The 24,165-nt window shown below is 61.8% G+C and carries 21 protein-coding genes; 11 read left to right on the top strand and 10 right to left on the bottom strand.

Annotation, left to right across the window (positions count from 1 at the left end):
• Window positions 1-8 precede the first annotated feature (8 nt).
• From REH59_RS14565 to REH59_RS14550, 4 genes are read left to right on the top strand one after another with little or no spacing between them, the layout of a single operon-like run.
• Complete coding sequence (locus tag REH59_RS14565) at window positions 9-2,186, top strand: type VI secretion system Vgr family protein (RefSeq protein ID WP_014861732.1); 2,178 nt, start codon at window positions 9-11, stop codon at window positions 2,184-2,186.
• Window positions 2,186-3,064: a DUF4123 domain-containing protein gene (locus tag REH59_RS14560; RefSeq protein ID WP_014861733.1), complete on the top strand. Its 879-nt coding sequence runs from the start codon at window positions 2,186-2,188 to the stop codon at window positions 3,062-3,064. Before REH59_RS14565 ends, REH59_RS14560 begins: the two co-directional genes overlap by 1 nt.
• Window positions 3,065-3,078: 14 nt before the next feature.
• A complete protein-coding gene (locus REH59_RS14555) occupies window positions 3,079-5,739 on the top strand; it encodes a T6SS effector BTH_I2691 family protein (protein ID WP_265536650.1) in 2,661 nt (886 codons plus the stop codon).
• Window positions 5,739-6,887, top strand: a complete 1,149-nt coding sequence (locus tag REH59_RS14550) for a DUF6708 domain-containing protein (protein WP_128573873.1) — start codon at window positions 5,739-5,741, stop codon at window positions 6,885-6,887. The genes REH59_RS14555 and REH59_RS14550 overlap by 1 nt, the downstream gene beginning before the upstream one ends.
• A 12-nt stretch (window positions 6,888-6,899) precedes the next feature.
• On the opposite strand, the gene REH59_RS14545 is transcribed toward REH59_RS14550, so the two are convergent.
• From REH59_RS14545 to REH59_RS14520, 6 genes are all read right to left on the bottom strand, one after another.
• A complete protein-coding gene (locus REH59_RS14545) occupies window positions 6,900-8,180 on the bottom strand; it encodes an OprD family porin (RefSeq protein WP_014861743.1) in 1,281 nt (426 codons plus the stop codon).
• Between the two features lie 49 nt (window positions 8,181-8,229).
• On the bottom strand, window positions 8,230-9,546 hold the full coding sequence (locus REH59_RS14540; protein WP_014756894.1) for an MFS transporter: 1,317 nt from the start codon (window positions 9,544-9,546) through the stop codon (window positions 8,230-8,232).
• Between the two features lie 68 nt (window positions 9,547-9,614).
• Window positions 9,615-10,139 (bottom strand): gamma carbonic anhydrase family protein, encoded by a 525-nt coding sequence (locus REH59_RS14535; RefSeq protein WP_014861744.1) that lies wholly within the window; start codon window positions 10,137-10,139, stop codon window positions 9,615-9,617.
• Between the two features lie 12 nt (window positions 10,140-10,151).
• Entirely contained in the window at window positions 10,152-11,342 is a 1,191-nt protein-coding gene (locus REH59_RS14530; RefSeq protein WP_088512677.1) for a CaiB/BaiF CoA transferase family protein, read from the bottom strand.
• A gap of 24 nt (window positions 11,343-11,366) precedes the next feature.
• Complete coding sequence (locus REH59_RS14525) at window positions 11,367-12,296, bottom strand: hydroxymethylglutaryl-CoA lyase (protein ID WP_014861746.1); 930 nt, start codon at window positions 12,294-12,296, stop codon at window positions 11,367-11,369.
• A 98-nt stretch (window positions 12,297-12,394) separates the two neighbouring features.
• Window positions 12,395-13,306, bottom strand: a complete 912-nt coding sequence (locus REH59_RS14520; RefSeq protein WP_014756898.1) for a LysR family transcriptional regulator — start codon at window positions 13,304-13,306, stop codon at window positions 12,395-12,397.
• A gap of 268 nt (window positions 13,307-13,574) precedes the next feature.
• Between REH59_RS14520 and REH59_RS14515 the strand changes: the two genes are divergently transcribed.
• From REH59_RS14515 to REH59_RS14490, 6 genes are all read left to right on the top strand, one after another.
• The gene (locus REH59_RS14515) at window positions 13,575-14,903 is read left to right on the top strand and encodes a hypothetical protein (RefSeq protein ID WP_014861747.1); all 1,329 of its coding nucleotides are present in this window, start codon (window positions 13,575-13,577) and stop codon (window positions 14,901-14,903) included.
• A gap of 32 nt (window positions 14,904-14,935) precedes the next feature.
• Window positions 14,936-17,167: an Ig-like domain-containing protein gene (locus tag REH59_RS14510; protein ID WP_014861748.1), complete on the top strand. Its 2,232-nt coding sequence runs from the start codon at window positions 14,936-14,938 to the stop codon at window positions 17,165-17,167.
• Between the two features lie 15 nt (window positions 17,168-17,182).
• Window positions 17,183-17,656, top strand: a complete 474-nt coding sequence (locus REH59_RS14505; protein WP_014861749.1) for a curlin — start codon at window positions 17,183-17,185, stop codon at window positions 17,654-17,656.
• A gap of 16 nt (window positions 17,657-17,672) precedes the next feature.
• Window positions 17,673-19,118 (top strand): curlin, encoded by a 1,446-nt coding sequence (locus REH59_RS14500; RefSeq protein WP_003253796.1) that lies wholly within the window; start codon window positions 17,673-17,675, stop codon window positions 19,116-19,118.
• 146 nt (window positions 19,119-19,264) lie between these two features.
• Complete coding sequence (gene alkB, locus REH59_RS14495; RefSeq protein WP_019751428.1) at window positions 19,265-19,924, top strand: DNA oxidative demethylase AlkB; 660 nt, start codon at window positions 19,265-19,267, stop codon at window positions 19,922-19,924.
• Between the two features lie 169 nt (window positions 19,925-20,093).
• Window positions 20,094-20,381: a hypothetical protein gene (locus REH59_RS14490; RefSeq protein ID WP_003253801.1), complete on the top strand. Its 288-nt coding sequence runs from the start codon at window positions 20,094-20,096 to the stop codon at window positions 20,379-20,381.
• Window positions 20,382-20,486: 105 nt separating this feature from the next.
• Here the strand turns inward: REH59_RS14490 and REH59_RS14485 are convergent, their stop codons facing one another.
• The 4 genes from REH59_RS14485 to REH59_RS14470 form a co-directional block, all read right to left on the bottom strand.
• The gene (locus REH59_RS14485; protein ID WP_033725899.1) at window positions 20,487-20,747 is read right to left on the bottom strand and encodes a DUF1652 domain-containing protein; all 261 of its coding nucleotides are present in this window, start codon (window positions 20,745-20,747) and stop codon (window positions 20,487-20,489) included.
• 297 nt (window positions 20,748-21,044) lie between these two features.
• Window positions 21,045-21,932: a pirin family protein gene (locus REH59_RS14480; RefSeq protein ID WP_014861752.1), complete on the bottom strand. Its 888-nt coding sequence runs from the start codon at window positions 21,930-21,932 to the stop codon at window positions 21,045-21,047.
• A gap of 96 nt (window positions 21,933-22,028) precedes the next feature.
• Entirely contained in the window at window positions 22,029-22,901 is an 873-nt protein-coding gene (locus tag REH59_RS14475; protein ID WP_014861753.1) for an alpha/beta fold hydrolase, read from the bottom strand.
• A gap of 21 nt (window positions 22,902-22,922) precedes the next feature.
• Window positions 22,923-23,552: a LysE family translocator gene (locus tag REH59_RS14470; RefSeq protein ID WP_012052198.1), complete on the bottom strand. Its 630-nt coding sequence runs from the start codon at window positions 23,550-23,552 to the stop codon at window positions 22,923-22,925.
• A gap of 123 nt (window positions 23,553-23,675) precedes the next feature.
• Here REH59_RS14470 and REH59_RS14465 point away from each other — a divergent pair, with 123 nt between their 5' ends.
• Entirely contained in the window at window positions 23,676-24,155 is a 480-nt protein-coding gene (locus tag REH59_RS14465; protein WP_003253811.1) for a GNAT family N-acetyltransferase, read from the top strand.
• Window positions 24,156-24,165: the final 10 nt, after the last annotated feature.

Raw genomic sequence — 24,165 nt, 5'->3', positions numbered from 1 at the left:
GACGCCACATGCCCAGCCAATCCGATTTGCGCTTCACTTTCCAGCCGCTGGTTGGCCGAAGCGAGTTTGAGGTGGTGTCGTTCGAACTGGACGAAGCCATCAGCTCACCGTTCCAGCTGCAGCTGGAGCTGATCAGTTTCGAAGACGATGTCGACTTCGGCCAGCTCCTCGACAAACCGGTGCTGTTCACCCTCTGGCAGGGTGAGCGCCCGGTGCGCTACGTGCACGGACTGATCAGCACCTTCAGCCAAGGTGAAACAGGCTTCCATCGCACCCGTTACCGCGCACTGGTCGAGCCCATGCTGGCCCGCGCCGGGCTGCGCTCGAACTGGCGCATCTTCCAGCAGAAAACCGTGCCGCAGATTCTCGAGATCATGCTCAAACGCCAGGGCGTGAATGCCTACGAGCTCAAGTGTCTCGACCCGCATCAGGTGCGCGAATTTTGCGTGCAGGCCGGTGAAACAGACCTCGACTTCATGGCCCGCCTGGCCGCCGAGGAAGGCATTGTCTACCGCTTCGAACACACGCCGAAACAGCACTTGCTGGTCATCACTGACCGGCTGCTGGCGCTGGGCCAGATCAGCCGGGGGGCCATCAAGACCGATGATGAGGATGAAGGGTTTCACAATGACGACGTGGGCCCCGATCAGGTGCTGTACCGATCCGTTGGAGGCGGCGATCAGGCCAGGCCTTGCCTGCGGCGCTTGCGTTACAGCGAACAGGTGCGAACAGCGCGGCAGGTGCAACGGGACTACACCTTCACTCATCCGCAATACCGTCAGGAACACCAGGCGTACGACAATAGCAACACCCATCAATCGCTGAACTATGAGCGCTTCGACTACCCCGGCCGATACAAGCGTGATGCGGTTGGGGTTCCGTTCACTGCCACCCGCCTTACGGCCCTGCGCCATGATGCGCGCATTGCCGAAGTGGAAGGCGACGATGTGCGCCTGCAACCGGGGCTGAGCTTCACCCTCATCGAGCACCCGCGTGAAGACCTCAACGTGCACTGGCGCACGGTCAGCGTGCATCACGAAGGCACCCAGTTCACCAGCCTGCAGGAAGAGGCCGCCGGCTCGCAGCAAGGCACCCGCTACAAACAGGACGCATTGCTGGTTCCCGGCAGGGCCGAATGGCGCCCGGCCCCCCTGCCCAAGCCACGCATTGACGGCCCGCACATGGCGACGGTGGTCGGGCCCAAGGGCGAGGAAATCTATTGCGACCAATGGGGCCGCGTGAAAGTGAGCTTTCCTTGGGACCGGGAAAGCGAAAACAACGAGTTCAGCTCCTGCTGGGTGCGCGTGTCGCAAGGTTGGGCGGGGGGCAGCTGGGGTTCGATGGCCATCCCGCGCATCGGCCAGGATGTGATCATCCAGTACGTCAACGCCGACCCGGACCAGCCGATGATCACCGGGCGCACCTATTGCGGTAACCAGTTGCCGCCCTATGACCTGCCCGAGCACAAGACGCGCATGACCATCAAGAGCCAGACCCATAAAGGCGAAGGCTTCAACGAGCTGCGCTTCGAGGATGAACTGGGTCGGCAGGAGGTGTTCATTCATGCCGAGCGGGACCAGAACAACATCGTCAAGCACGACGAAACCACACGCGTGGGTAACGATCGTACCGAACGCGTCGAACGAGACGAGACGATTTCGATCGGTCAGGACCGTCGCGAAGACATCGCCCGTGACGAATCTGTTGGCATCGGCCAGAACCGGGTACACGAAATCGGCAACGACGACAGCCTGAGGATTGGTCGCAACCACAGGATCACCACAGGCAAGGACCGAATCGAACAGGTAGGGAACCACCGGCAGGACATCACCAAGGCAAACCACACAGTAGAAATCGGCGGCCACCTCGAACAGGTCGTTGCCGGTCACAGCACGTTGCAAACGGGCGAAGCCATCCGGCACACCACCAAGGTTTATGACATCCAGGTCAGCGAAAGCCTGACGATCCGCAGCCCCGCGGGGCTTCTGAGGGTCGACGGCGCCGGTATCACGCTGGACGGCTTGGCGCTGGCCTTCAAAGGGCCTGTCAGCCAGCAGGCTACGGGTAGCAATCGCGTCACTTCAACGTCTGGCGTACCAGCGCCGGGCGAACCCATTTGCCTCAGCTGCCTGCTCAAAGCGATCGCCGACGGCCACACCATCATTCGCATGGAAGGAGCAAGCTGATGCCCAGCCCATTTGTCAGAGCAATGGTCGATGTGCTGCGGGCATCCGATCACTATCGCCTCAGCGCCATCGTGGAAATGGCCAACTTGACACCCAAGGTGCAGGAACAACTGACCGGGCACTACACGGGCCGCTGCTGGCCACTGCTGCAGCAAGCCCAGTTCAGCAACCTGCGGACAGCAGGCCCTTGGTTGTTCGGTTCGCGCCTCGGTTCCGATGTCTCGGCCCAGTACGACTTCCAATGGCAACTTGAACAAGGTGCTGCTGGCGCCGTGTGCGGCTGGATAGTCAGCGCGCTTCCCGCTGCCCGGCTCGCCGGACACCTGAGCCACGCCAACATCGTCACGGGCACGGACGGCCACTCGTACCTGTTGCGCTTCCACACCGCCGCGGCTCTGCTAGTGCTGGACAGGCACCGTGAGCTGCCTGGGGTTAGCGAATGGCTGGCCCCCATCCATCACTGGTGGGCACCCGTGGCACACCCGAGCAAGCGGTTGTGGATGCAGATATCCGGCGGTAATCAGCCTCAATCCACGCACTGTCCGCCAATCACGTTGAACGAAGCGTGTTGGGCCGAACTGGCGGGTGACCCGCTGAGCTATCAACTTGCCGAGTTGCTCAAGAACGAGCAGTCCTGCCCGACCTTGCACGCTGCCTGCCACGGCACACGGGTTGGCTTGATTCAGCACTATCTGGATCAGGCGCGCGCGCAAGGCCTGGGGCGTGAAGAAGACCTTATCAGCTATGTGCTGATGCTGGCTCGCGGTGGCGAACAGCTCAGTAACTCGCCAGCCTGGCAGGAGGCGATTGCCGCCACGCGCGAGCAGCAGACATCCCTGATGGACAACGTGCAGCGCTGCCTGCGCACCAAGGACTGAGGCACAACACAACCATGGACTCACTCAACGAAACCCTCGAACTGTGCAGGCGCATCACCTCCGGCTACCGCCCTGCCCTGCGCAACAGCCCCGTCGCCGACTGCACCCGCCGCTTCGAACTGCTGCCCCTGCGCTACGCCGCCGTCGGCGGCAACCCGGCACAACGTGCCCGCCTGCCCAAATTGCCAGGCTATCTCAGCCCGTTCCAGGAGGTCGGCGAGCTGACCCATTCCAGCTACGCCATCCGCCCTTTGCGCGAGGGCTTTCTCTACTTGCTGATCAAGCGCCATAGCGCGCCGGCCTACGAATGGCACAGCCAATACCGCGTGGCGCCCAATGGCTCGCTGCTGTACATCAGCAGCGACGCCCCCTGGGCGCCTGCCCCCAGCGCCGGCAATCTGGATGAGATCCTTCGCGGTTTCGGCTGGACCATCACCCTCTACGACCTGGATGACATCCAGGAGCTGCGCCCATTGTTCAGCCCTTCCCCGCTGACCCCGCGTATGCTCGACAACTACCGCCTGCTCGACGAGGAATACCGCAGCAGCCTGCCCACGATTGATATCGCCCGCTTCATCCAGCCTTCCGACGCCCCGCCACAGCCCCACGTCCTCAAGCATGACCAACTGAACTGGGTGGCCGACTTCAAGGCCCAAAACGATGCAGACCTGCAGGCACTGCTGGACCTGCAGCCGTTCAACAACGACCAGATCGTCTCGCCGCACGCATCACGCCAAGCGCTGGCACCGCTGGTGAACCACAGCAAACCCCGTGGCGCCGCCATCGTCATCGAAGACGCCATCGGGATCACCCAGGAGCTCAACGCCTGGCGCAACGCCGCTGTCGAGGATGTGAAGACCCAGTGGCTGGCGCGCACCGTGGAACCCGGGGTGGACAACGAACGCAAGCTGCTGGTCGCGCAGTCGTTCCTGGAAATCGAAAAACTCTACCCGCAGATGGTGGCCGAGCAGATCGTCAAGCGCGAAGTCATGGCCGAAAAAGTCCGCAACCAGCCCCACCTGCATCCCGAGATCTACTTGTTCTCCGAACGGGCCAATCAACAGGCCGATGCCCATGATGAACGCATGAAGCCCCACCTGGCGCAGTTCGAGCGCGAGGTCCGCAGCAAAGTCCAGGCCCGCCAGGATGCCGGCGAGTTCCGCAAGCGGTTCGACCAGAAATACGGCCACCTGGTCGACCGCCAGGCCATGCACGATCAGCTCGACGGTTTCGAGCAGGCCATGCAACACGCCCAGCAAGCCGCCGAGGACCGCGCCAAGGACCATACCCGCTGGGTGGTCAGCGAACGCTTGTTGCAGGCGCTGGACCGCTACGACAACGCCGACCTCATCAACGGCCTGGCCTTTGCCGAACAGACCGGCCAGTGCGTGATCGGCATGGAGTTGAGTGAAGGGGGTACGAAGGTGCTGGACCACTGGTGGCGAAGTGACGTGGCGGACCGGCGTAATCTGGCGATGCGCGGCATCAGCTACAACCAGGACGACATCCGGGAAGAGCTGGCGGCACTGATTGAGGCCGCCAAGGCCGAACCGCCCTCGGAATTCAACTACACGCTGGCCGAAGGCCTTGCCAAGCGAGCACATGCGGCAGCGAATGCCTTCGGGCGTATGAACGCGCTGTACGAGGAACTGCAGAAGCGGAACAACAGCGCCAGCATCGGCTTGTATGGATGGTTCGTCGCGCTTGGGCGACAGGTGCTGCGTAGCGGAGCCCCAAACAGTGCAGACCGAGCATTGCACCATGGACTGCGCCTGGCGTTGTTTGCTTCGGTACATGAAACAGCTGTCGACGTACGCCTGAGTGAAGCTGCACGTAGCGGGCAACCGGTTAATTCACTACGCAGTGGTGGCCAGATTGCGCGCTATCTGGATCAGGCGTGGGCTGAAGGCTTGATGCAGGCGGACAGTCAGAAGAGTGACTTCTATAAAGTGCGTGCCGCCGGTCTGGTCTGCCTGCTGGAAGGCATGCTGATGGCGTTCAAGGCGCGGGAGCTGCCCGACAGTGATGCGCGAGTGAAGACCGAACTCCTGGCAGCCGCGATGACCACGGCAGCGGCGGGCTTTGAAGTTGGCGCCAGCTATGTGGATCAGGTGGCAATCCGATATGGCGCGAAAAGTGTGACCGGCAGAGGGGCTGCGGCAACCTTGGGTAGGTTGAAGCTGTGGGGAGCTGCGTTAGCTGGTACGGGAGGATTCGTCTTGGCGTGGTGGGACTTCGCTGACGGAGCGGAAAACTTCAAAGCAGCAAGCGCTTCAACAAAATCATGGACATTGGCCGGAGCCTACCACACGCGCGCGATGGCAACATTGACGTTATCTATAGGCGAACTGGGAACTGCCATTGCCATAGCGAAGCCTTTTTTTGATTATCTATCCCATAACGCCAAGACTAAATTTGCAAGAATGTTGGCATCCTCTATGGGTGAGCTTGCAAAAAAATTAGGAACCCAAGCTGCGCGCCTTCTGCTCGCACGATTGGTAGTCGGAGCTTTCTGGATAGGGCTCATCCTGACGATCGCAATTTACCTCCTTGAAGATGATGCATTGGAAAAGTGGTGTAGGCGCTGCTGTTTCCGAATCAGAAAAACAGCTAAGCCTTATGAAGAACATGAAGAATTAAAGGAGCTTCATTCCGCTTTCAGCGAGGTCTTATAGTGCATCTAATCGAATGGGGTTTCTGGCGGATGGCAATCGAGTCCGAAGCTGCGCGCAAGGCGTACGTAGCCGAAATGACGCCAGCAGAAAATCGCGCAATGCGTGACTTTTACGAAGGTGACCTAGAAGAGGAAGTCCATTTTCGGAAGGTAAGCGAAAACCCTCGTGCACGCGCCCCTGTTTATTCCTTCAATGAAAATTTCCTAGAGATGCGATGCGGTGGCTCGGAAGAGAAGCGCGGCATCATCACCTTAATGACCTTGGGCAGCTTGGGACCAATGACCTACTCATGGCTAAACATAACCCTTGGCTCAATCTATATAAATGCAACCCAGCCTGAGTTCCTTTCCGTATTTTCAGTTTTATTTAGCACTTACATGATCTTGCTAGGGGGTGCCGCCTATTATATATATGCAAAATATGGATTCAGACTTTCAAGGCTGGAAATGCTAACCAGCCGCCATCTGCTCATTCGATTCAATCGAAAAACTCAACAGGTCCACCTCCACCGCCCCGGCTACTGCGGCGGCATCGTAACCTTCCCATGGAAAACAACAGGAAGTACAGCCATCGACCCAGAAGATGACCCACTCAGCGTGGGCATGCGACTCGGTCTTGTCTGGCACCCCAGCCGCACCGGCCTCCCACACATGGAAATGGCCCTGCTCGGCAAACAAGGCCAAGGCGGCAGCGAACTGCGTGATGAGTGGGAATTCATCCGCCGTTACATGGAAGAAGGCCCACACGCCGTCCCCCGCCCCCGCCTGAGCACCCAGCTACCCTCACCCATCCAGGCATTCAGCGCACAGTTCGAAGGCCTTGGGCGTTTCTTCCGCAAAAGCAGCTGGCTGTTCAAAGTTGCGCTGCTGTTTGTCTGGCCCGCGTTCGTCATCATCGGTACCGGCCACTGGCTCAGCCTGCTGCTGTGCTGGCGACCGCGCTGGCCGAAGGTCATCCGCGAGGCCGGCCTGCCCGGCAAGCCAGTCCCACCCGTGACAACCCTGAGCGACTACCCACCCGCAATCCAGGCACGCCTGCTCGCCAACGCCGACCGCTGGCAGCTCAAGCCCGGCAAGCGGCCGGCGAAAAAGCCACGCAAACCGCGCAGATCCAAAGCGCAAGAGAAACCGGCTGCGCCCAACGAATGATTGTGTCTGAATTCAGAATTCGAACGTGTACCCCACGATCACCCGGTTCTCATCCGCTGCATCGGCAAAATTCGAGCGCATGCTCGCATTGCGCCAACGCAGCGACACATTCCTGAGCGCCCCCGACTGCACCACATAGGTGATATCCGTAGTCCGCTCCCATTCCCGCCCCTCTCCGCCGCCAGCGGCCAATGTCCTGCCCTTGACGCTGGCAATGCGTTGCGGGTCCACCTGATCGCCCTTTACATAACGCACGTTGAACGTCAGCCCGGGGATGCCCACGGCAGCAAAGTTGAAGTCGTAGCGCAGCATCCACGCCCGTTCGTTGGCCAAGGCAAATGTGCTGACCTGCTGTTCGCTGAACAGGTAGGTATCGGTGCCCCCCACGTAGGCATAGGCCGTATCCCCACGCACTTTCTGATAGCCGCCACTGAACGTGTGGCCCTGAACGCTGTACCCGAAGTTGGTACTGAGGGTCTGATTGTCGACTCCGCCCAGCAATGCCCGGCCCTGCTCCCTTGCATTGAACCAGCGCCACTCGGTGAACACATCCCCCGGCCCAAGGCGGGTCTTGAACTTGAAACCGGCAAAATCACGCCGGAACAGGTCTTCGAGCACACTGGTGTGAAGGCTGAGGGTCAAGTTGTTCAACGGCTGGTAATCGACACCGGCGTAGCGCAGACGATCACTGGTGACCGTCGCCAAATAGGCCCCTTGCTGCGCCATGGCGGTCAGGTCCTCATAGTCGGTGGAGTCACGCAATTTGGTGGCATTCACCTGCAGCAGGGTGAACGTAAACCGGTCCAAGTCTTTGCTCACCAGTTGCACACCGTTGAACCACTGGGGGAACAAGCGACTGCTGTTGGACGCCAGCAATGGCAGTTGCGGGCTCAGGCCCCCCGCTTTCAATTCGCTCTGCGCCAGCCTGGCCTTGAAGGTAGCCACGGCCTTGGCGTAGTCATCCGCGGCGCGTTTGTCGCTGCCTCGCGGCAACAGGCCGGAACCGCTACGGTCAGGCGATGAGTCCAGCTTGAGCCCCAGCATGCCGGCTGCGTCCAGGCCAAAGCCAACCACGCCGTCGGTATAGCCAGACTGCAAGCGCAGCATGAAGCCTTGGGCCCATTCACTGCGCCGCGATTGCGTGGCGCTGTCACCGTGAAAGTCGCGGTCGAAATAGAAATTGCGTAGTTCCAGGTTGCCACTGCCGTCATGGATAAAGGCAGCCTGGGCGGTTTGACAGGCGCAGTAAAGCGCCGAGAGCACCAGCGATGCTCGCCGAAAGATCACGATCATTGGTATGCCTTGTGCTTATTCTTGTTGTTGTTCGAAGACTCAGCGCCAATCAGCTTTTGGGGTTGCGCACGCAACGCATCACCACCAGGCATGCGACCAGGATCAGCGGCGCGATTGACAGCATGCCCATGTAGGTGCTGTCGGTAAGGTCATTGATCTTGCCCACCATCACTGGTGCAACGATGCCGCTCAGCTGTCCCACCGAGTTGATCGCGGCGGTGCCGGTGGCAATGGCCAGCCCCGAGAACGTCGACTGTGGAATGGTCCAGAAGATCGGGATAGCGATAAAGGTGCCCGCGGTGGCCAGCACCAGCGCGGTCATCATCGCGAAGGGAGAGTCGGAGAACAGGCACGCCAGCAGGTAACCGGCGGCGGCCGCCAGCAGGCAGTACACCAGATAGCGCTTGCGCTCGCCGGTGCGGTCGGAGTGACGAGTCAGCAACACCATGCCGATGCACGCTACCGCATAGGGCAATGCCGACAGCACGCCAACCCAGAGCATGTCTTGCACCCCCGAGGACTTGATCAGGTGCGGCATCCAGAAATTAAGCCCGTAGGACGCGGTTTTTACCACGTAGTAGATAAACGCCATGATCGCCACTTCACGGGTCAGCAACACCCGCCAGATCGAGCCGAGTATCGGTTTTGCGGTGCGTTTGTCCTGGGCAAGGTTCTCCGCCAGCAGGTCCTTCTCCTCGCGGCTCAACCATTTCGCCGCCTCGATATCACGGTCCAGCTTCCATAGCACCAGCAGGCCCAGCAGCACACACGGCAGCCCGGACATCAGGAACAACCAGTGCCAGCCAGCGAGGCCCAGCACGCCGTCCATTGTCCCCAGCAAAAAGCCCGCAGCCGGGCCACCCACCGCACCGGCCAGCGGCACCGCCAGGAACCACAGGCCATTCATCTTCGCCAGGTGCTTGCGGGGGAACCAGCATGCCAGGTAAAACAGGATCGCCGGGCCGAAACCGGCCTCCATGACGCCGATCAGAAAGCGCAGGAAGTACAGCGTGTACTGGGTATAGGCAAATACCAGCGCAGCCGTCGCCAGGCCCCAGGACACCATGATCCGGCAGATCCAGGCCGGAGCCCCGTAGCGTTTCAGGCCAAGACTGCTGGGCACTTCGAACAGCACGTAGCCGACGAAGAACATGCTCGCGGCCAGGCCGTAGGCGGCATCGCTGAGGCCCAGTTCCTGCTGCATTTGTGTCTTCGCAAAACTGATGTTGATGCGGTCGAAGTAGGAGAACAGGAAGCAGATGATAGCCAGCGGCATGATGCGCCAGGCCACACGGCGGTATAGCAGTAGCTCATTGATGTGACTGTCGTTGCGCTCACGCGCCAGTTCGCCGGTCAAAGCAACCATGGTGAATCTCCATTCTTGTAATTATTGGAGAGCAGCGACGTCTCGAAGGGCGCCACCAGCAGGTTTTTTTAGCGAATACGGATCAGCTTTTCCTTGAAGCTCTGGCCTTTTGCGACGTACTCGGTCGCATTGCGCTGCATACTGGCGATGGCATCGGCAGTGAGCTCGCGCACTACCTTGGCAGGTGCGCCCAGAATCAACGAGTTGTCGGGAAACACCTTGCCTTCGGTGACGATGGCGCCGGCACCCACCAGGCAGTTGTTGCCGATGACCGCGCCATTGAGCACCACCGCCTGAATGCCGATCAGCGCGCCATCGCCGATGGTGCAGCCGTGCAGCATGGCCTGGTGGCCGATGGTGACACCTTGCCCCACTGTCAACGCAAAGCCGGGGTCGGCATGCAAGACAGCACCCTCCTGCACGTTGCTGTGCTGGCCGATACGGATCGCTTCGTTGTCGCCCCGTAGCACGGCCTGCGGCCATACACTGACGCCTTGTTCCAGGGTAACGTCGCCGATGACGCTGGCATCCTCGGCGATGAACGTTTCCGGGTGCAGGTTGGGCGCAAGGTTGTCATATTGGTAGATCGCCATCTCAAGCCCTCCTCACGCCGCGTCGTCTGTTTTCAGCACGCCCGCCGCACACAGCTGGGCAATGTGCGCGTCGCTGTAACCCAGTTCACGCATCACTTGGCGGGTGTGCTCACCAATCCGCGCGATCGCCCGCCGTGGCTGCAGGCGCTGGCCGTCCAGTGACAGCGGCAATAACGGCATCGGTGTGTGGCTGCCGTCTTCCAGTTGCAGCTCGGCCATGCCACCGCTCTGTAGCAGGTGGGGGTCCTCGAACAGCTCTTCAGGGCGGCGGATCGGCGCGAAAGGAATGCCGTTGGCTTCCAGCTGCACCGCCAACTGCCCGGCGTCCAGCGGCGCAAACACCTCGGCCAGGTGCGCCAGCAGCCGTGGCCGCTGCAACACGCGGTCGTTATTGCTACCAAGGGTCGGGTCATCAAGCAAAGCGGTTTGCCCCAGTACCCGGCATAACGCGTGCCACTGGCCTTCCCCTGTGGCGGCGACAAACATCTGCTCGCCACCGGCAAAAGTGAACACGTCATAGATGGCCCAGGCACTGATGCGGTTCGGCATCGGCGCTGCGGCTTCACCGGTGACCACGTACTGCTGCATATGCTGGGCAGCCAGCAGCACGCAATTCTCGTACAGGGCACTTTGCACCTCACGGCCCCTGCCGGTGCTGTGGCGCTCGTTGAGTGCGGCCAGCACGCCAATGGCGCCGAACATGCCACCCATGATGTCGTTCACCGAGCTGCCTGCGCGCAGCGGGCGCCCCACTGGCCCTGTCATGTAGGCCAGACCGGCCATCATCTGTACCACTTCATCCAGCGCCAGGCGGTTATCGTATGGCCCGCTGAGGAACCCCTTGTGCGAGGCATAGATCAGCCCTGGATTGCGCTGGCACAGTGCGTCGTAGCCCAGACCCAGCTTTTGCATACGCCCGGGCTTGAAGTTCTCGATGAAGACGTCGGCGGTGTCGATCAGTTGCAGCACCGCCTCACGGCCCTCGGGCGTTTCAACATCGACAGCGATGCATTGTTTGTTGCGGTTGAAGGTGCGGAAAAAGCCCGCCCCTGCGCCCAGCAAACGGCGTGTGCCGTCGCCGCGTACCGGCTCGATCTTGATGACCTCGGCGCCAAGGTCGCCGAGGATCATGCCGCACGTCGGGCCCATGACCATATGCGAAATCTCAACGACACGGATGCCGTCCAAGGGAAGTCTGGACATTGTGATGCTCCTCTTACGGGCAATTCAGGCGTGGCGGTGTGTGTTGGCGAAGTTGAGCGGCAATCCGGCCCGGGCGATGAAGCCGTAAAGTGGCTCGCCCGGTAGCGCTTCGCTTAGTACCTGCCGGGTTTCGATCAGTGCAGGCAAGTCGATGCCGGTGTCGTAACCCATGCTTTGCAGCATGAACACCAGGTCTTCGGTCACGGTATTTCCAGACGCGCCAGGGGCGAACGGGCATCCTCCCAGGCCCGCCAGGGAGGCATCCAGTTCCCCAATGCCCTGCTGCACCGCCACCAGGCTGTTGGCCAAGGCCAGGCCCCGGGTGTCATGGAAGTGCGCGGCCTTGAGACGGTCGCCTGCAATCTCCCGTACGGCCTGAAGCACCGTTGCCACCTGGCCCGGATTGGCATAGCCAGTGGTGTCTCCCAGGGAGACCAGGTCGCAACCGGCTTCGATCACCTGGCGGGTCAACGCACACAGGTCAGCCAGCGGCACCTCGCCCTGGCGGGTGCAGCCAAAGGCCACCGACATGCCGGCCACGACTTGCACCCCATGCAGGCCCATTTCAGTACGCAGCTGGCACATGCGCCCCAGTTCCTCGACCATCTCCACTGGCGTGCGGCGCACGTTGGCCAGGCTGTGCGCCGTGCTCACCGATACCGGGGCGACGATGCGGTGTGCACCCGATTCAAGTGCGTCCCTTGCGCCACGAAGGTTCGGAGCCAGCACGGTTACTTGCAGGTCCGGGTACGTGAGGGCGTGGGCCACCACTTCGCGGGCATCGGCCATCTGCGGTAGCAAGCGTGCCGGCACGAACGAAGCGACTTCCATATGACGCACACCGGCGCCGTAAGCGGCATCGATCCAGCGGCGTTTGGCTGCTGTCGGCATGATCACTTGCAGGCTCTGCAAGCCATCGCGCAGGCCGACTTCATTGATTGTTATTGTTGTCATCACGGTCTCTCTGTCTGAAGCGTTGCGCCAGACTAAGAGCTGGATGACGGGCAGAAAAGACGTGTTTCGCGGGCTGATCCATCGTCAGCCACGATGGATCAGCCCGCGACCTGCCAGGCCGGTGCACGCAGCAACAGGTGGTCAAGCAGGCGCCGAGCCGACAGCGAGAGCGTGTGCCGGTCGCGCATGCAGATGACGAATTCGCCAAGCGCCCAGTCGTCAGTCAGCGCAATGACCCGCAGGTCGAACAACGCCGCATAGCGGGACACGGCCTCTTGCGGAAACACCGCCAGGCCAAGGCCGAACTGCACCAGACGGTATGCCGCGTCGAACGACGACACGTACGAACGAAAATGCAGCGCCTTGCCTGACTGTTCGGCGCTTTTACGCATAAAAGCGTTCAATGTGGCAAAGGCCGAGAGCCCCAGGTGGTCGTAACCCAGGGTTTCCTCGAAGGCAATCTGGCTGCGGCCGGCCAACGGGTGGTCAGCAGCAACGACCACGGCCAGGTGATCCTGCCGATACGGTACGAAATCCAGGTCACCCACCGCCATGGATTTGCGGCAGATGCCGAGGTCTGCAGTGCCCTCGGCCACACCACGAACGACATCGGCGCTGAAGCGCTCTTCGATATCGGCCTGGATGAGTGGGTATTCCAGCATGAACGCTGACAGTTCTTCGGGCAGAAACTCCATGATCGACGATACATTGGCCAGCACCCGCACATGACCACGCGCGCCGTGTGCGTATTCGCTCAGCTCGCTGTCCAGGCGTTCCATGGCGCGGGTCATTTCCCTGGCATGGCGCAGCAGTGCAAGCCCCGCCGGGGTGGGCTCCACGCCGCGCTTGCTACGTTTGAGCAAGGCGGTGCCAAAGCGCGCCTCGATGTCTGAAATACGTTTGCTGACGGCGGACGGCGCCATGAACGCGCGCTCGCCTGCGCGGGCGATGGTGCCTTCTTCGCAGACGACGATGAACAGGTTCAGGGAAAGGTGGTCGAGGGGCTGCATCGCTTGGCTCGGCTTGGGGAAGGGACCGCCGTAGCACTTTAGCAAAAACCGCATTGGCTTCTAAAACCGGGTTTGAATTACCGGCCCCCAATCCCCAACCTTGGGGGAACGCTGCCCACCGCCAGCCGCTGGCATAAAGCCCTACTGAAAATCTGAACCCCCTGCCCCACAAGGCCTGCACAGCATTTTTCAGGGTTTGGCACAGGTCTTGCCGATCTCCTCCCAGACGCCCCAAGTCCATGGGCCCGTTTGCAGGAGGAATTGACTCATGCACCGACCGATACCCCACCCGCTGGCAGTGGCGATTTTCGCCGGCATGCTCCAGCTTCCCGCGCAAGCCGCCTTGAACGCTGTCGATCCAGGCGCTTACGTCCCAGCCAATGGCGGCTTCCCCGCCTGGTACCAGGACAGCCACGGTCGTACCCTCGACCTGTGCCTGACCAAGGCGGTCAGCTCCCGGGTCGCCGGCGCGCCCGGCGCACCTTCATACATGTGCACGCTGCTACCCACGCCTGGTGTGTTCGACGATACCCAACCCATCGTCTTCCCCACCAACTTCCCTGACGAAGCGTTCTGGTTCACTGCTGACGCTGCCATCGTCGACGCCGCCAGTGGCATCGACCTCAGCTACGGTACCGCGATCGAAGCGGCATTCGCCGCCGAAGAACCTGTCGAGGGTGACCAGGTCAGCTTCGCCCGGGTCCGTATCCGGGTCGACGTACCCACCGCGGGCACCTACGTGGTCACCCACCCCTATGGCGTTGAAGTGTTCGATGTGCCCGTTGCAGGGCGCCGGGCGATCAACATGACCCGTGACATCGGCATCGCCGGGGCAGGCGACTTCACCGGCGCACTCAAGGGTGATGTCGGGCCGTTTCTGCGCAGTGTCAACGGCCCCTACACCGAAGGCAACGAGCGCTTCATCGGCGACCCGAACCTGGAAGAGCGGGTCACCGGCAGCCCATTCAACACCAACTACGTACGCATTGAGGGCCCTGGTGGCATCGACCTGCGCACCGAGCTGTTCGCTGTCTCGGGCAAACTTTCCGAAGTGGCCCTGCCAACCCCGCTGATGCCACAACGCAGCACGTACTCACGCCATACCGAAAACGGCGACCTGATCGCCCAGCAAGACATCTTCGTGTTGGCCCCGCCGCCACCGGCAAGCGTCACCCTGACCAGTCAGACCCCCAACCTGAGCCTCACCGAGGCCAACGGCACCGGCGCCTGGTACGCCCAGTCAGCCCTCAACCCGGCGGCCGGAACCCTCGTGACGCTGTCCGCTGACAACAGCGTGGCAATCCCGACCAGCAGCCTGACCACCAGCAACGTTCCCCTGACCGACCTGGTCACCATCACGCAGGCCCAGTACCGCCTGTCCACTGGCGAGCTGACCCTGGTGGCCAGCACCAGTGACGAAACAACACCTCCAGTACTTACCGCACATACCGGCAACGGCACGCTGATCGGCAACCTGGGCGGTACCGGCGCCGTGAAGACGTTGAGCATGACCCTCTCGCCCATTCCGCCGGCCAAGGTGCAGGTCACCAGCGCCAACGGTGGTAGCGACTCCGAAGACGTGGTGCTGGTGCCATGAACAGACAAAGGCTCAGCCTTCAAGGAGGCAGCATGAACACTTGGTCGCGCCGTGCGCTGTTGGCCGCCGGTTTCTCTCTTACCGTTACCAGCGCCGCGTTCGCCGCGCTGTCTGATGTCGATCCGGGGCCCTACACCTTCGCCACAGGTGGCTATCCGATGTGGTACAAGGACAGCCTCGACCAATCCCTGGAGCTGTGCCAGTCGCGTGCCACCAGCACCCGTGCGCCAGGCGCACCAGGGGCGCCCGCCTACATGTGCACCTTGTTGCCCGAGCCCGGGATCTATGACGATGCCCTGCCGCTGGTATTTCCAGATAACTGGCCACCCGAGATGTTCTGGTTCCTGGCCGAAACCTCGATACCACAAGTGGGTAACAGCGGATATGAACTGGAGGTCTACGTTGCCGGTATAGAGGCAGCCTTCGCGGCTGAAAACCCGGTAGACGGTGATCAGCAAAGCTTCGCCCGCATCCGTATCCGCGCATCGGTCCCACGCACCGGTACCTACACCATCACGCACCCTTACGGGGTGGAGACGGTCAACGTCACCACGGCAGGTCGTCGCGCGATCAATATCACTCGGGACATAGGCATTGGCGCTCCGGGCAACTTCCAGGGGGCGCTGGGGGGGGCGATCGGCCCTTGGCTGAAGGGGGTTGGCGGGCCGTATACAGAGGTCAATCCTGACACTGGCACCACCGAAACCTACATCGGCGACCCCAATATCACCGAAGCGGTAACCGGTAGCCCCTTCAATACCAACTTCGTGCGCATCGAAGGGCCCGCGGGCGCCATTCAGACCAACACGTTCACAGTGTCTGGCAAGGTGCTGGACCCGCGAGCACAAACCCCGGTCACGCTGGAGCGCGCCACCTACTCGCGCAACGGCAGCGGTACCCGCGTGGAAGTGTTCGCCAAGGCCCCGAGTGAGGCCAGCCTGTGTATGCGCAATGGCCTGGCACTGATCGGCACGCCGCCTTCGCCTTGTCAGTTCACCCTGACTTCGGACAACAACGGTTTGTTCTTCAGCCAGCAGTTCAACCAGTCGGCGCCGCCAGAGGTGGTGGTTGTCACCGCCAGCAACGCAGTCGGCGGCACCCAGCCGACTGCGCTCTCGAGCAAGCTCAGCGACGTGGTCAAAGTCAGCACCGCACGCTACGACTGGGCCAACAAACGTCTGTTGATCGAGGCCAGTTCCAGCGACGAAGTAGCGGTCCCCGACCTGCTCGCCCAAGGCTACGGCCGCCTGTCGAAATCGGGCACACTGCAAAGCATCACGGTCAACGACTTGGCGCAACCGCCCGCCACCGTTACGGTCAAGTCTGCCCGCGGCGGTAGTGATGTAGAGCCAGTGATCGTGGTCGGCAACGCCCCGGTCGAGGCCGCCAACCAGCCACCGCTCGCCCAGGCCGATGTCGGCAGCACCAGTGTCGGTGTACCGATCACACTTAACCTGCTGCTGAACGACAGCGACCCGGATGGCAACGTGCCGCTGACCATCAGCGACCTGACCCAACCCGGGACCGGCCTTGGCGGCGTCGTGATGAATGGCACCACCTCGGTTACCTACACGCCGCCGACCGGGGCCACACAACCGCTGGTAGCCAACTTCAGCTACCGGGCGGTGGATGCCAAGGGGCTGAAATCGGAACCGGCCACGGTCACGATCAACGTCGCACCTAACCAGGCACCGACTGCCAACCCGGAAACCGTCGCCACCTTGGGCGTGCCATTGACCATCAACGTACTGGCCAACGACACCGATCCAGAAGGCAACGTACCGCTGAGCGTGACCAACATCACCCAGCCGGCCGCCGGCCGCGGCACGGTCAGCACCGACGGCACAACCGTCACCTATACCCCACCAGCCACTGTAACCACAGCCTTCACCACCACCTTCACCTACCAGGCACGTGACTCGCTGGGGGGGCTGTCCACCCCAGGTACGGTCACCGTCAACGTGTCGCCTCGGCCTGCCGCTGAAACCTTCGCCGTCACGGCAGCCACGGTCACGGCGCGCTCCAACAACCGTTACAACTGGGACATCAGTGGCACCTCGTCGGTGACCACCGGCAATACCGTAACCGTGCGGGTAACCACGACTACCGGCGTCCAGACCTTGGGTACGGCCACGGTAGCGCTGACCGGCCGCTGGCGCCTGGCGGTGAGCAATAGCACCACGATCATCCCGACTGCGGCACCGACGGCGACGATCACAACCAGCCAAGGCACCACGCGCACCGTCAACGTAGTCGTGCAGTAAAAGCCGGAGGCTTCGATGAAACGGCTGTACTCCCTGTTGCTCTGCCTGGCCCTGGCGGGCCAGGCCTGCTGGGCAGAGGACCTGATGGACAATGCCGACCTCGCACCCGGCAACGACCTCGGTGAACCCGTGATCATCCGCCTGCTGCCGGCCGGTGCCGGCCAGGCTGCGGTGATCGAGCAACAGGGGTCAGGCAACCGCGCCGCCCTCGACCAGAACGGTCAGGCCCTGCTGGGCCGTATCGTCCAGTCCGGCGGTGCCCAGGAAGCGTACATCTTGCAGGAAGGCAGTGACCTGATGGCCATCATCCGCCAACAGGGAAATGGCAACAGCGCGTCGATTCGCCAGAGTGGCAGCAGCAACAACGCTGCCATCGAGCAGATCGGCAACGACAACAGCGCCAGCATCGTGCAGTCCGGCTCAGGGCTCAACAGCTCCGTGACCCAGGCTGGCAATGGCCAGCATGTTCAGATCACCCAATACCGATAGACCTGGAGGCACCACCATGTACAAGCTCGCTCCGTTAAGTGCCGCTATCGTCCTGGCCCTCGCAGGTCAGGCCATGGCAGCTGACAGCACCTCGTCCCAGACCCAGGACGGCAAGGAAAACATCGCCGAAGTCTCTCAGACCCAGGCATCCTTCGCCTCGGCCACCCAGAACCAGACTGGCAAGGGCCACAACCACCTCGCCGTGCAGACCGAAAGCACCAGCGATATTCAGCAGAGCGCCACCGGCCAGTACAACGCCGGCTACGCTGAGCAACTGTTCGAGAACGGCAGCCAGATTACCCAGCACGCCGGAGGCAGCTACAACGATGCCTTCGCCAGCCAGTCGATAGGGTCGAACAACGAATCGCTGCAAACCCAACAAGGCGTCGGCAATAAATCCACCGTGTGGCAGGACAGCCAGGAAGGCAGCAAAGCCACCAGCTGGCAATCCGGCCAGCGCAACGAAGCGTTCATCGAGCAGACCTTCGGTGGCAGCAACAACCGCAGCACCGTCAACCAGACCGGCCAGGACAACTACGCCGCCGCCGAGCACCTGAACCATATCGATGGCGATATCCAGGTCTATCAGGATGGCCACGACAACTGGGCCTATGGCGACCAGCGCGAAGGCACCGGTGGCACCATTGCCATTGGCCAGTACGGGGGCGGCAACTCCGTGGAAGTGTGGCAGGACACACAGATCGGTAGCCAGGCCTCCGTAGTCCAGACCGGCCAGTCGAACGAAGGCTATATCGACCAGAGCTTCGGCGTCAGCAACAAGGTCAGCCTGTCGCAGCAAGGCAATGCCAACGCCAGTTGGTCGGACCAGTTCGAGACCAACAACTCGACCACCACCATTACCCAAACCGGCAACAACAACCTGCATTTCACCTATCAGAATGGTGAGAACCTCAACCTGACCATCAACACCCAAGGCAATGGCAACAGCATCACCGCCAGTAACTGGAAAGGCGCCAAGATGGGTGGCCAGTTCGGCACCAACCAGAACGCCACCATCAACCAGACGGGCAACGGCAACGGTGTCAATCTGACCCAGAAGGGCGCTGACCAGCAGGCCACGCTGACCCAGACGGGTAAAGGCAACCAGATGTCGACCAAGCAGGATGACGTCAGCAACGAGCTGTACTTCGAACAGAACGGCACTGACAACATTCTGATCGCCGACCAGCGTGGGACCGACAACTATGCCTACGGCAGCAGCCAGGGCACCGGCAACACCATCACGCTCGACCAGTCCGGCTATAGCAACCAGAGCTACACCAACCAACTCTACGGAAGCGGAAACGAAGCCACCATCAAACAGACTGACAGCATCAACGTCGCCTACGTGACCCAGGGAGGCCAAAGCAACAAGGCGTTCGTCGACCAAAGTGGCGTCGCCCAATCCGCCACCATCACCCAGCTGGGCAGCGCGAACCTGGCCACTGTGACCCAGCAGTAAACCGCTCCCCCTTGAACCGCGGTGCTCCTCTCCCTGGTGCCGCGGTTCCTTTTTCTGTTATCCCGCCCTCTGCAATCGTTCGATCCGATCGGCGTGTGCGATCCCTTGACGTGTATCGGTCGGGTACAATGGCAAACCGCTCGAAAATGTGCAGCCGCATGATCCAGTCCGACCTCGACCTGTTCGGCGCCCAGCCGCAACGCCTGGCCAGCCACACTGTGCTGCTGCCCGGCTTCGCCCTGGCCGAAACCGAGGCGCTGCTCGATGCCCTGCGTCCGGTGCTGCGTGCTGCGCCGTTCCGGCACATGTACACCCCAGGAGGCCTGCGCATGGCAGTGGGCCTGACCAACTGCGGTACGCTGGGGTGGGTGAGTGATCAACATGGCTACCGGTACAGCCCCAGCGACCCACTCAGTGGCCAGCCCTGGCCCGCCCTGCCCCCGGTTCTGCTCGCCTTGGCCTCCCGCGCGGCAGCCATGGCCGGGTTTGACGGTTTTGTGCCGGATGCCTGCCTGGTCAACCATTACCTGCCAGGCACACGCCTGAGTCTGCACCAGGACCGCGACGAGCAGGATTTCGGCCAGCCGATCGTGTCGGTGTCGTTGGGCTTACCGGCAGTGTTCCTGTTCGGCGGCCTGCAGCGTGCCGACAAGGCCCAGCGCATTGCGCTGAGCCACGGCGATGTGCTGGTTTGGGGCGGCGAAGACCGCTTGCGCTTCCACGGCGTGCTACCGATCAAACCCGGTGTGCATCCGCGCCTGGGCGAACGGCGGATCAACCTGACCTTGCGCAAGGCGGGTGCCTGAACAGGGGCCGTCATCTGCCACCCCGCGCAAAACAAGATGAACGCACATGAAACACATTGAACATCTTGGCCAGGCAAGCTTCGAATGATAAGCCGCCTTTCTTTTGTCTGGAGCCTGCCATGCCCAACCCGCCTGGTTCTTCGAGCCGTTGCAACGGAGCCATGTCCCGATGAAGATGCCTGGCCGCGCACCCAATGCTTCGCTGCAGCTCGATTACGTACGCGACACCCTGTTCGGCCCGGTGGCGCAACGCGTGGAATGCCAATGCCAGCTCGCCGCCCTCAACCTGCAGGGTCGCCCAGGGCTGCGCCTGCACGTTTGCCCCCCATTGCCTGACAAGATCGACCGAGCTCACAGTGTGGCCTTCGTCTGGGATGGGCGGAGTTACCACGGCGTGGTTCGCGAGAAGGGAAAGTGCGGCGACGGTGGATTGAACCTGCTGCTGGAACTGCAATAAGCCGATCAACGAGGGTTGTGGCTGCCTGGGCGCATGCCAGCGCGTTGCTTTCGGCCGCCACCTATGCCCGGCCAGCCTTGGCTGACCGGGGCACGACAGGCGCGCTCAGGCAATCGCCTTGAGTGGCGCCGGGTGGTTGTCACGCAGCGCATGCAGCTGCTCCACCAGGTTGACCAGGTCACGGCAACTGTTGAGGTTTTGCAGCGCGACCCCGCTGAGGGTCACGCCCTGATCGAGATCCTGGCCCTGGCCCAGGCGGATGGTCAGGTTGGCGCCGTCCGGGCAGCTGACTTCACAGCGGTCTGGCAAGCAGGCCTGCTCGATCAGTTGCCGCATCTCTAGTATCGAAACGCCTATCAACGACATGGTACGACCCTCTCTGTGGGATGGCCTGTTGTTTGGGAGTACGCCTTTGTCGGGCGGGGCGCCAATTGATATTGCGCATGCTCGGCCAGCTGTCCATGCGCCCGGGCAATGAGCTTGCGGGGGATCCTTTAGCACCTTAGTGGAAGATTCTCCGCGAGGGCCGAGTGTTCGACTGCATTAGCAGACTTGACGACGAGTGGTCTTGGTCAGCAACGCGCTGACCAATGTCCAGCCGGGTGGCCGTGGGAAGATGGCCTGCCAGCGACAGGGCCGGGACAGGCCACCCAATCAACAGGATCAGTGCGCGGCACCTCCCCTCTCATCCTGCATCTGCCCAAACCGCCCGGCATGGAAATCATCGAACGACTCGGCAATCTCCGCCTGGCTGTTCATCACGAACGGGCCGTAGCCGACGATCGGCTCATCGATTGGCTCACCGCTGAGCAGCAGCACACTTGCGCCGTCCAGCGCCTCGACAGCTACGTCTACACCCTCCCGGTCGAGCAGCACCAGGCTCGACGGGCCTGCTTCGCGCTCGCTATTGATTCGAACGTTACCACGCAACACCACCAGCGCTGCATTGCGCCCGGCAGCAACCGGCAACTGCAAGGCCGCGCCGGCGTTGAGCCGCAAATCCCACACGTCCATCGCGGTGAAGGTTCTGGCCGGCCCGTGGTGGCCATGGTAGTCACCGGCAATCACCCGCAAGCGCCCGGCATCACCGTCAAGCGCTACCACCGGAATGTCGCCGGCCAGCAGCGTCTGGTAGCCGGCCGCTGCACGCTTGTCCCGCGCCGGCAGGTTCACCCACAGCTGGACCATTTCCAGCGTGCCGCCACTGCGTGCAAAGTCCGGGGAATGAAACTCTTCATGAATGATGCCGTTGGCCGCCGTCATCCACTGCACGTCACCTGGACCGATCAAGCCTCCAGCACCGGTGGAATCACGGTGCTCCAGTTCACCTTGGTAGACGATGGTCACAGTCTCGAAGCCGCGATGCGGATGCTGGCCTACACCGCGTCGTGCTTGGGTCGGGGCGAAATCATGCGGGCCGGCGTAATCCAGCAGCAGGAACGGGCTGATCCGGCTGGCCAGGTTGTCGTAGGTGAACAGGCTGCGCACCGGGAAACCATCCCCCACCCAATGGGCGTGAGGGCTGCGGTGAATACCCAGAATTTTTTTCATGAGAAGGCTCCTCTCTTGGTTGAGGTAACCTTATCAATGATGCCAATCAAGCGGTAGACGGCTGAAATGGCATGCATCGTCCCATCTGCAGAACAGTCAATCTTGCAAAAAATCGAGCACTTGCTCGGCCGCCATGGCCGGGTCTTCCTGCATGAAACAGTGCCCACCGGGAACTTGCCGTGCGGTCACATTGCGGTTTAGCAGCGCCAGGCGATTTACCGAATGTGGCACGAAGGGATAGGTGTCTTCGCCATACAACACCCGTGTCGGCGTCGTGATTGCGGCCAGACTGGCCCACATGCGTTTAGGGAATGAGCTGAAGATCTCCACTTCACGGCTGGGCCGGCACTTGAGCACCACGGCCTCGCCACACTCACCGATGGCATGCTCGACATAGGCCTGCAGTGCCGCATGGGTCCAGCCTTTGAAGATACCGCGCCCTTCCAGCGAGGCCAACGCCGACTCGCGATCGGGCCAGTGGCTGCGGCGGCTGGCGGCCTTACGGGCCAGGGCGTGACGCTGATGCAGGCCGACCAGGGCTGCCGCCCCCATCACACCGATCATGCGTCGGCTGAACAGTACCGGGTCGAGCAACACGGCACGGGCGAACAGTTGCGGCTCACTGCCCAGGATCAGCCCCGTAAGCACGCCACCAAAGCTGTGGCCTACGGCAAACCGCTGTACGTCGCCATACTCGCCACGTCCGCCCTGAAAGGCCTCCACCGCCAAGGCAGCGGTGCGGTTCCAGCCGCGAAACACCCCACCATGGTCACTGTCCCCATGGCCCTGAACGTCGCAAAGCCACAGGTCGAAATGCTCGCCCAGGCGCATCAGCAACGGTTGGTAAGCCAGACAACAGAAGCCGTTGCCATGCAGGAAGTGCAGCAGCGGTTTGCCACTGGCCGGGGTTCGCCAGCCACGCAGGGTGAAACCTTCGGCGCATTCGTGGGACCAGGGAATCAACTGCATCGGCTTACTGTACTCTCGGGGTCAGGAAAACGCTGATTCTACAAACAGCAGCGGGTACAGTGAAATCACCAGCAACAAGGCCATCACGACATTGAACAGCATCAGCCAGCGCGAGTTTTGCAACAGGTTGCGCAGGGCGCTGCCGAACATCACCCATACCCCCACGCTGGGCAAGTTGACCAACGCGAACAAGGCCGCAATGACGATCACGTTGGTTACATAGCCTTGCGCTGGCGTGTAGGTGGTAATCGCCCCTACCGCCATCACCCAAGCCTTGGGGTTGACCCACTGGAACGCCGCCGCCCCCCAGAAGCCCAGCGGTTTACGGGCACTGGACGCGGCCGTGCCGACCGGCCCGGAAGTGGCGATCTTCCAGGCCAGGTACAGCAGATAGGCGGCGCCAGCGTAGCGCAGCACCGTGTACAGGGGTGGCCAGGCCTTGAATACTTCACCCAGCCCCAGGCCGACGGCCAGCACCATCATCATGAAACCAAAACTGATACCCAAGGCATGAGGGACCGAGCGGCGCACGCCGAAGTTCACCCCCGAGGCCAGCAACATGGTGTTGTTGGGACCCGGGGTGATGGAAGACACGAAGGCAAACAGCACAAAGGCGGTCAGCAGGTCGGCAGAGGCAAGCATGGCGGGCATTCCACTTTCTTTATGGGTGCTGTCACACTAACGGAGCGCCACTCCCAGCAACCGGTACAGTTCAATTAAATTACGCAGATACACATCACTGTACCGACAACCCGGATCAAGGAAGCCGTCACCATGAGCCTTACCATTCGCCCTGCCGTTCGTACCGATGCCGAGCAGATCCTCACCTTCATCACCGAACTGGCCGAGTACGAACGCGCGCGCCACGAGGTGGTCGCCACCCTTGCCGATATCGAGCACAGCCTGTTCGACGAAGGCAGCACTGTGCACACCCTGATGTGCGAGCGTGATGGCCGTGCAATTGGCTTTGCCGTGTACTTCTACAGCTACTCGACCTGGCTCGGGCGCAATGGCATCTATCTGGAAGACCTGTACGTAACCCCCGAGCAACGCGGCGATGGCGCCGGCCGGCAGTTGTTGCAGCACATTGCCCGCGAAGCGCTGGCGAACAACTGCGGGCGCCTGGAATGGAGCGTGCTGGACTGGAACGAGCCAGCGATCGGCTTCTACCAGAAGCTGGGGGCCGAGGCGCAGGATGAGTGGGTGCGCTACCGCCTGGATGGCGACAAGCTGGCGGCATTCGCCCGCGGGTGATCGCCCGGTT

It is taken from the genome of Pseudomonas sp. BO3-4, from assembly GCF_034044115.1.
Lineage (GTDB): Bacteria > Pseudomonadota > Gammaproteobacteria > Pseudomonadales > Pseudomonadaceae > Aquipseudomonas > Aquipseudomonas alloputida.
Note: the sequence above shows the minus strand (reverse complement) of the source record. Positions and strands in the feature narration are given on the sequence as shown.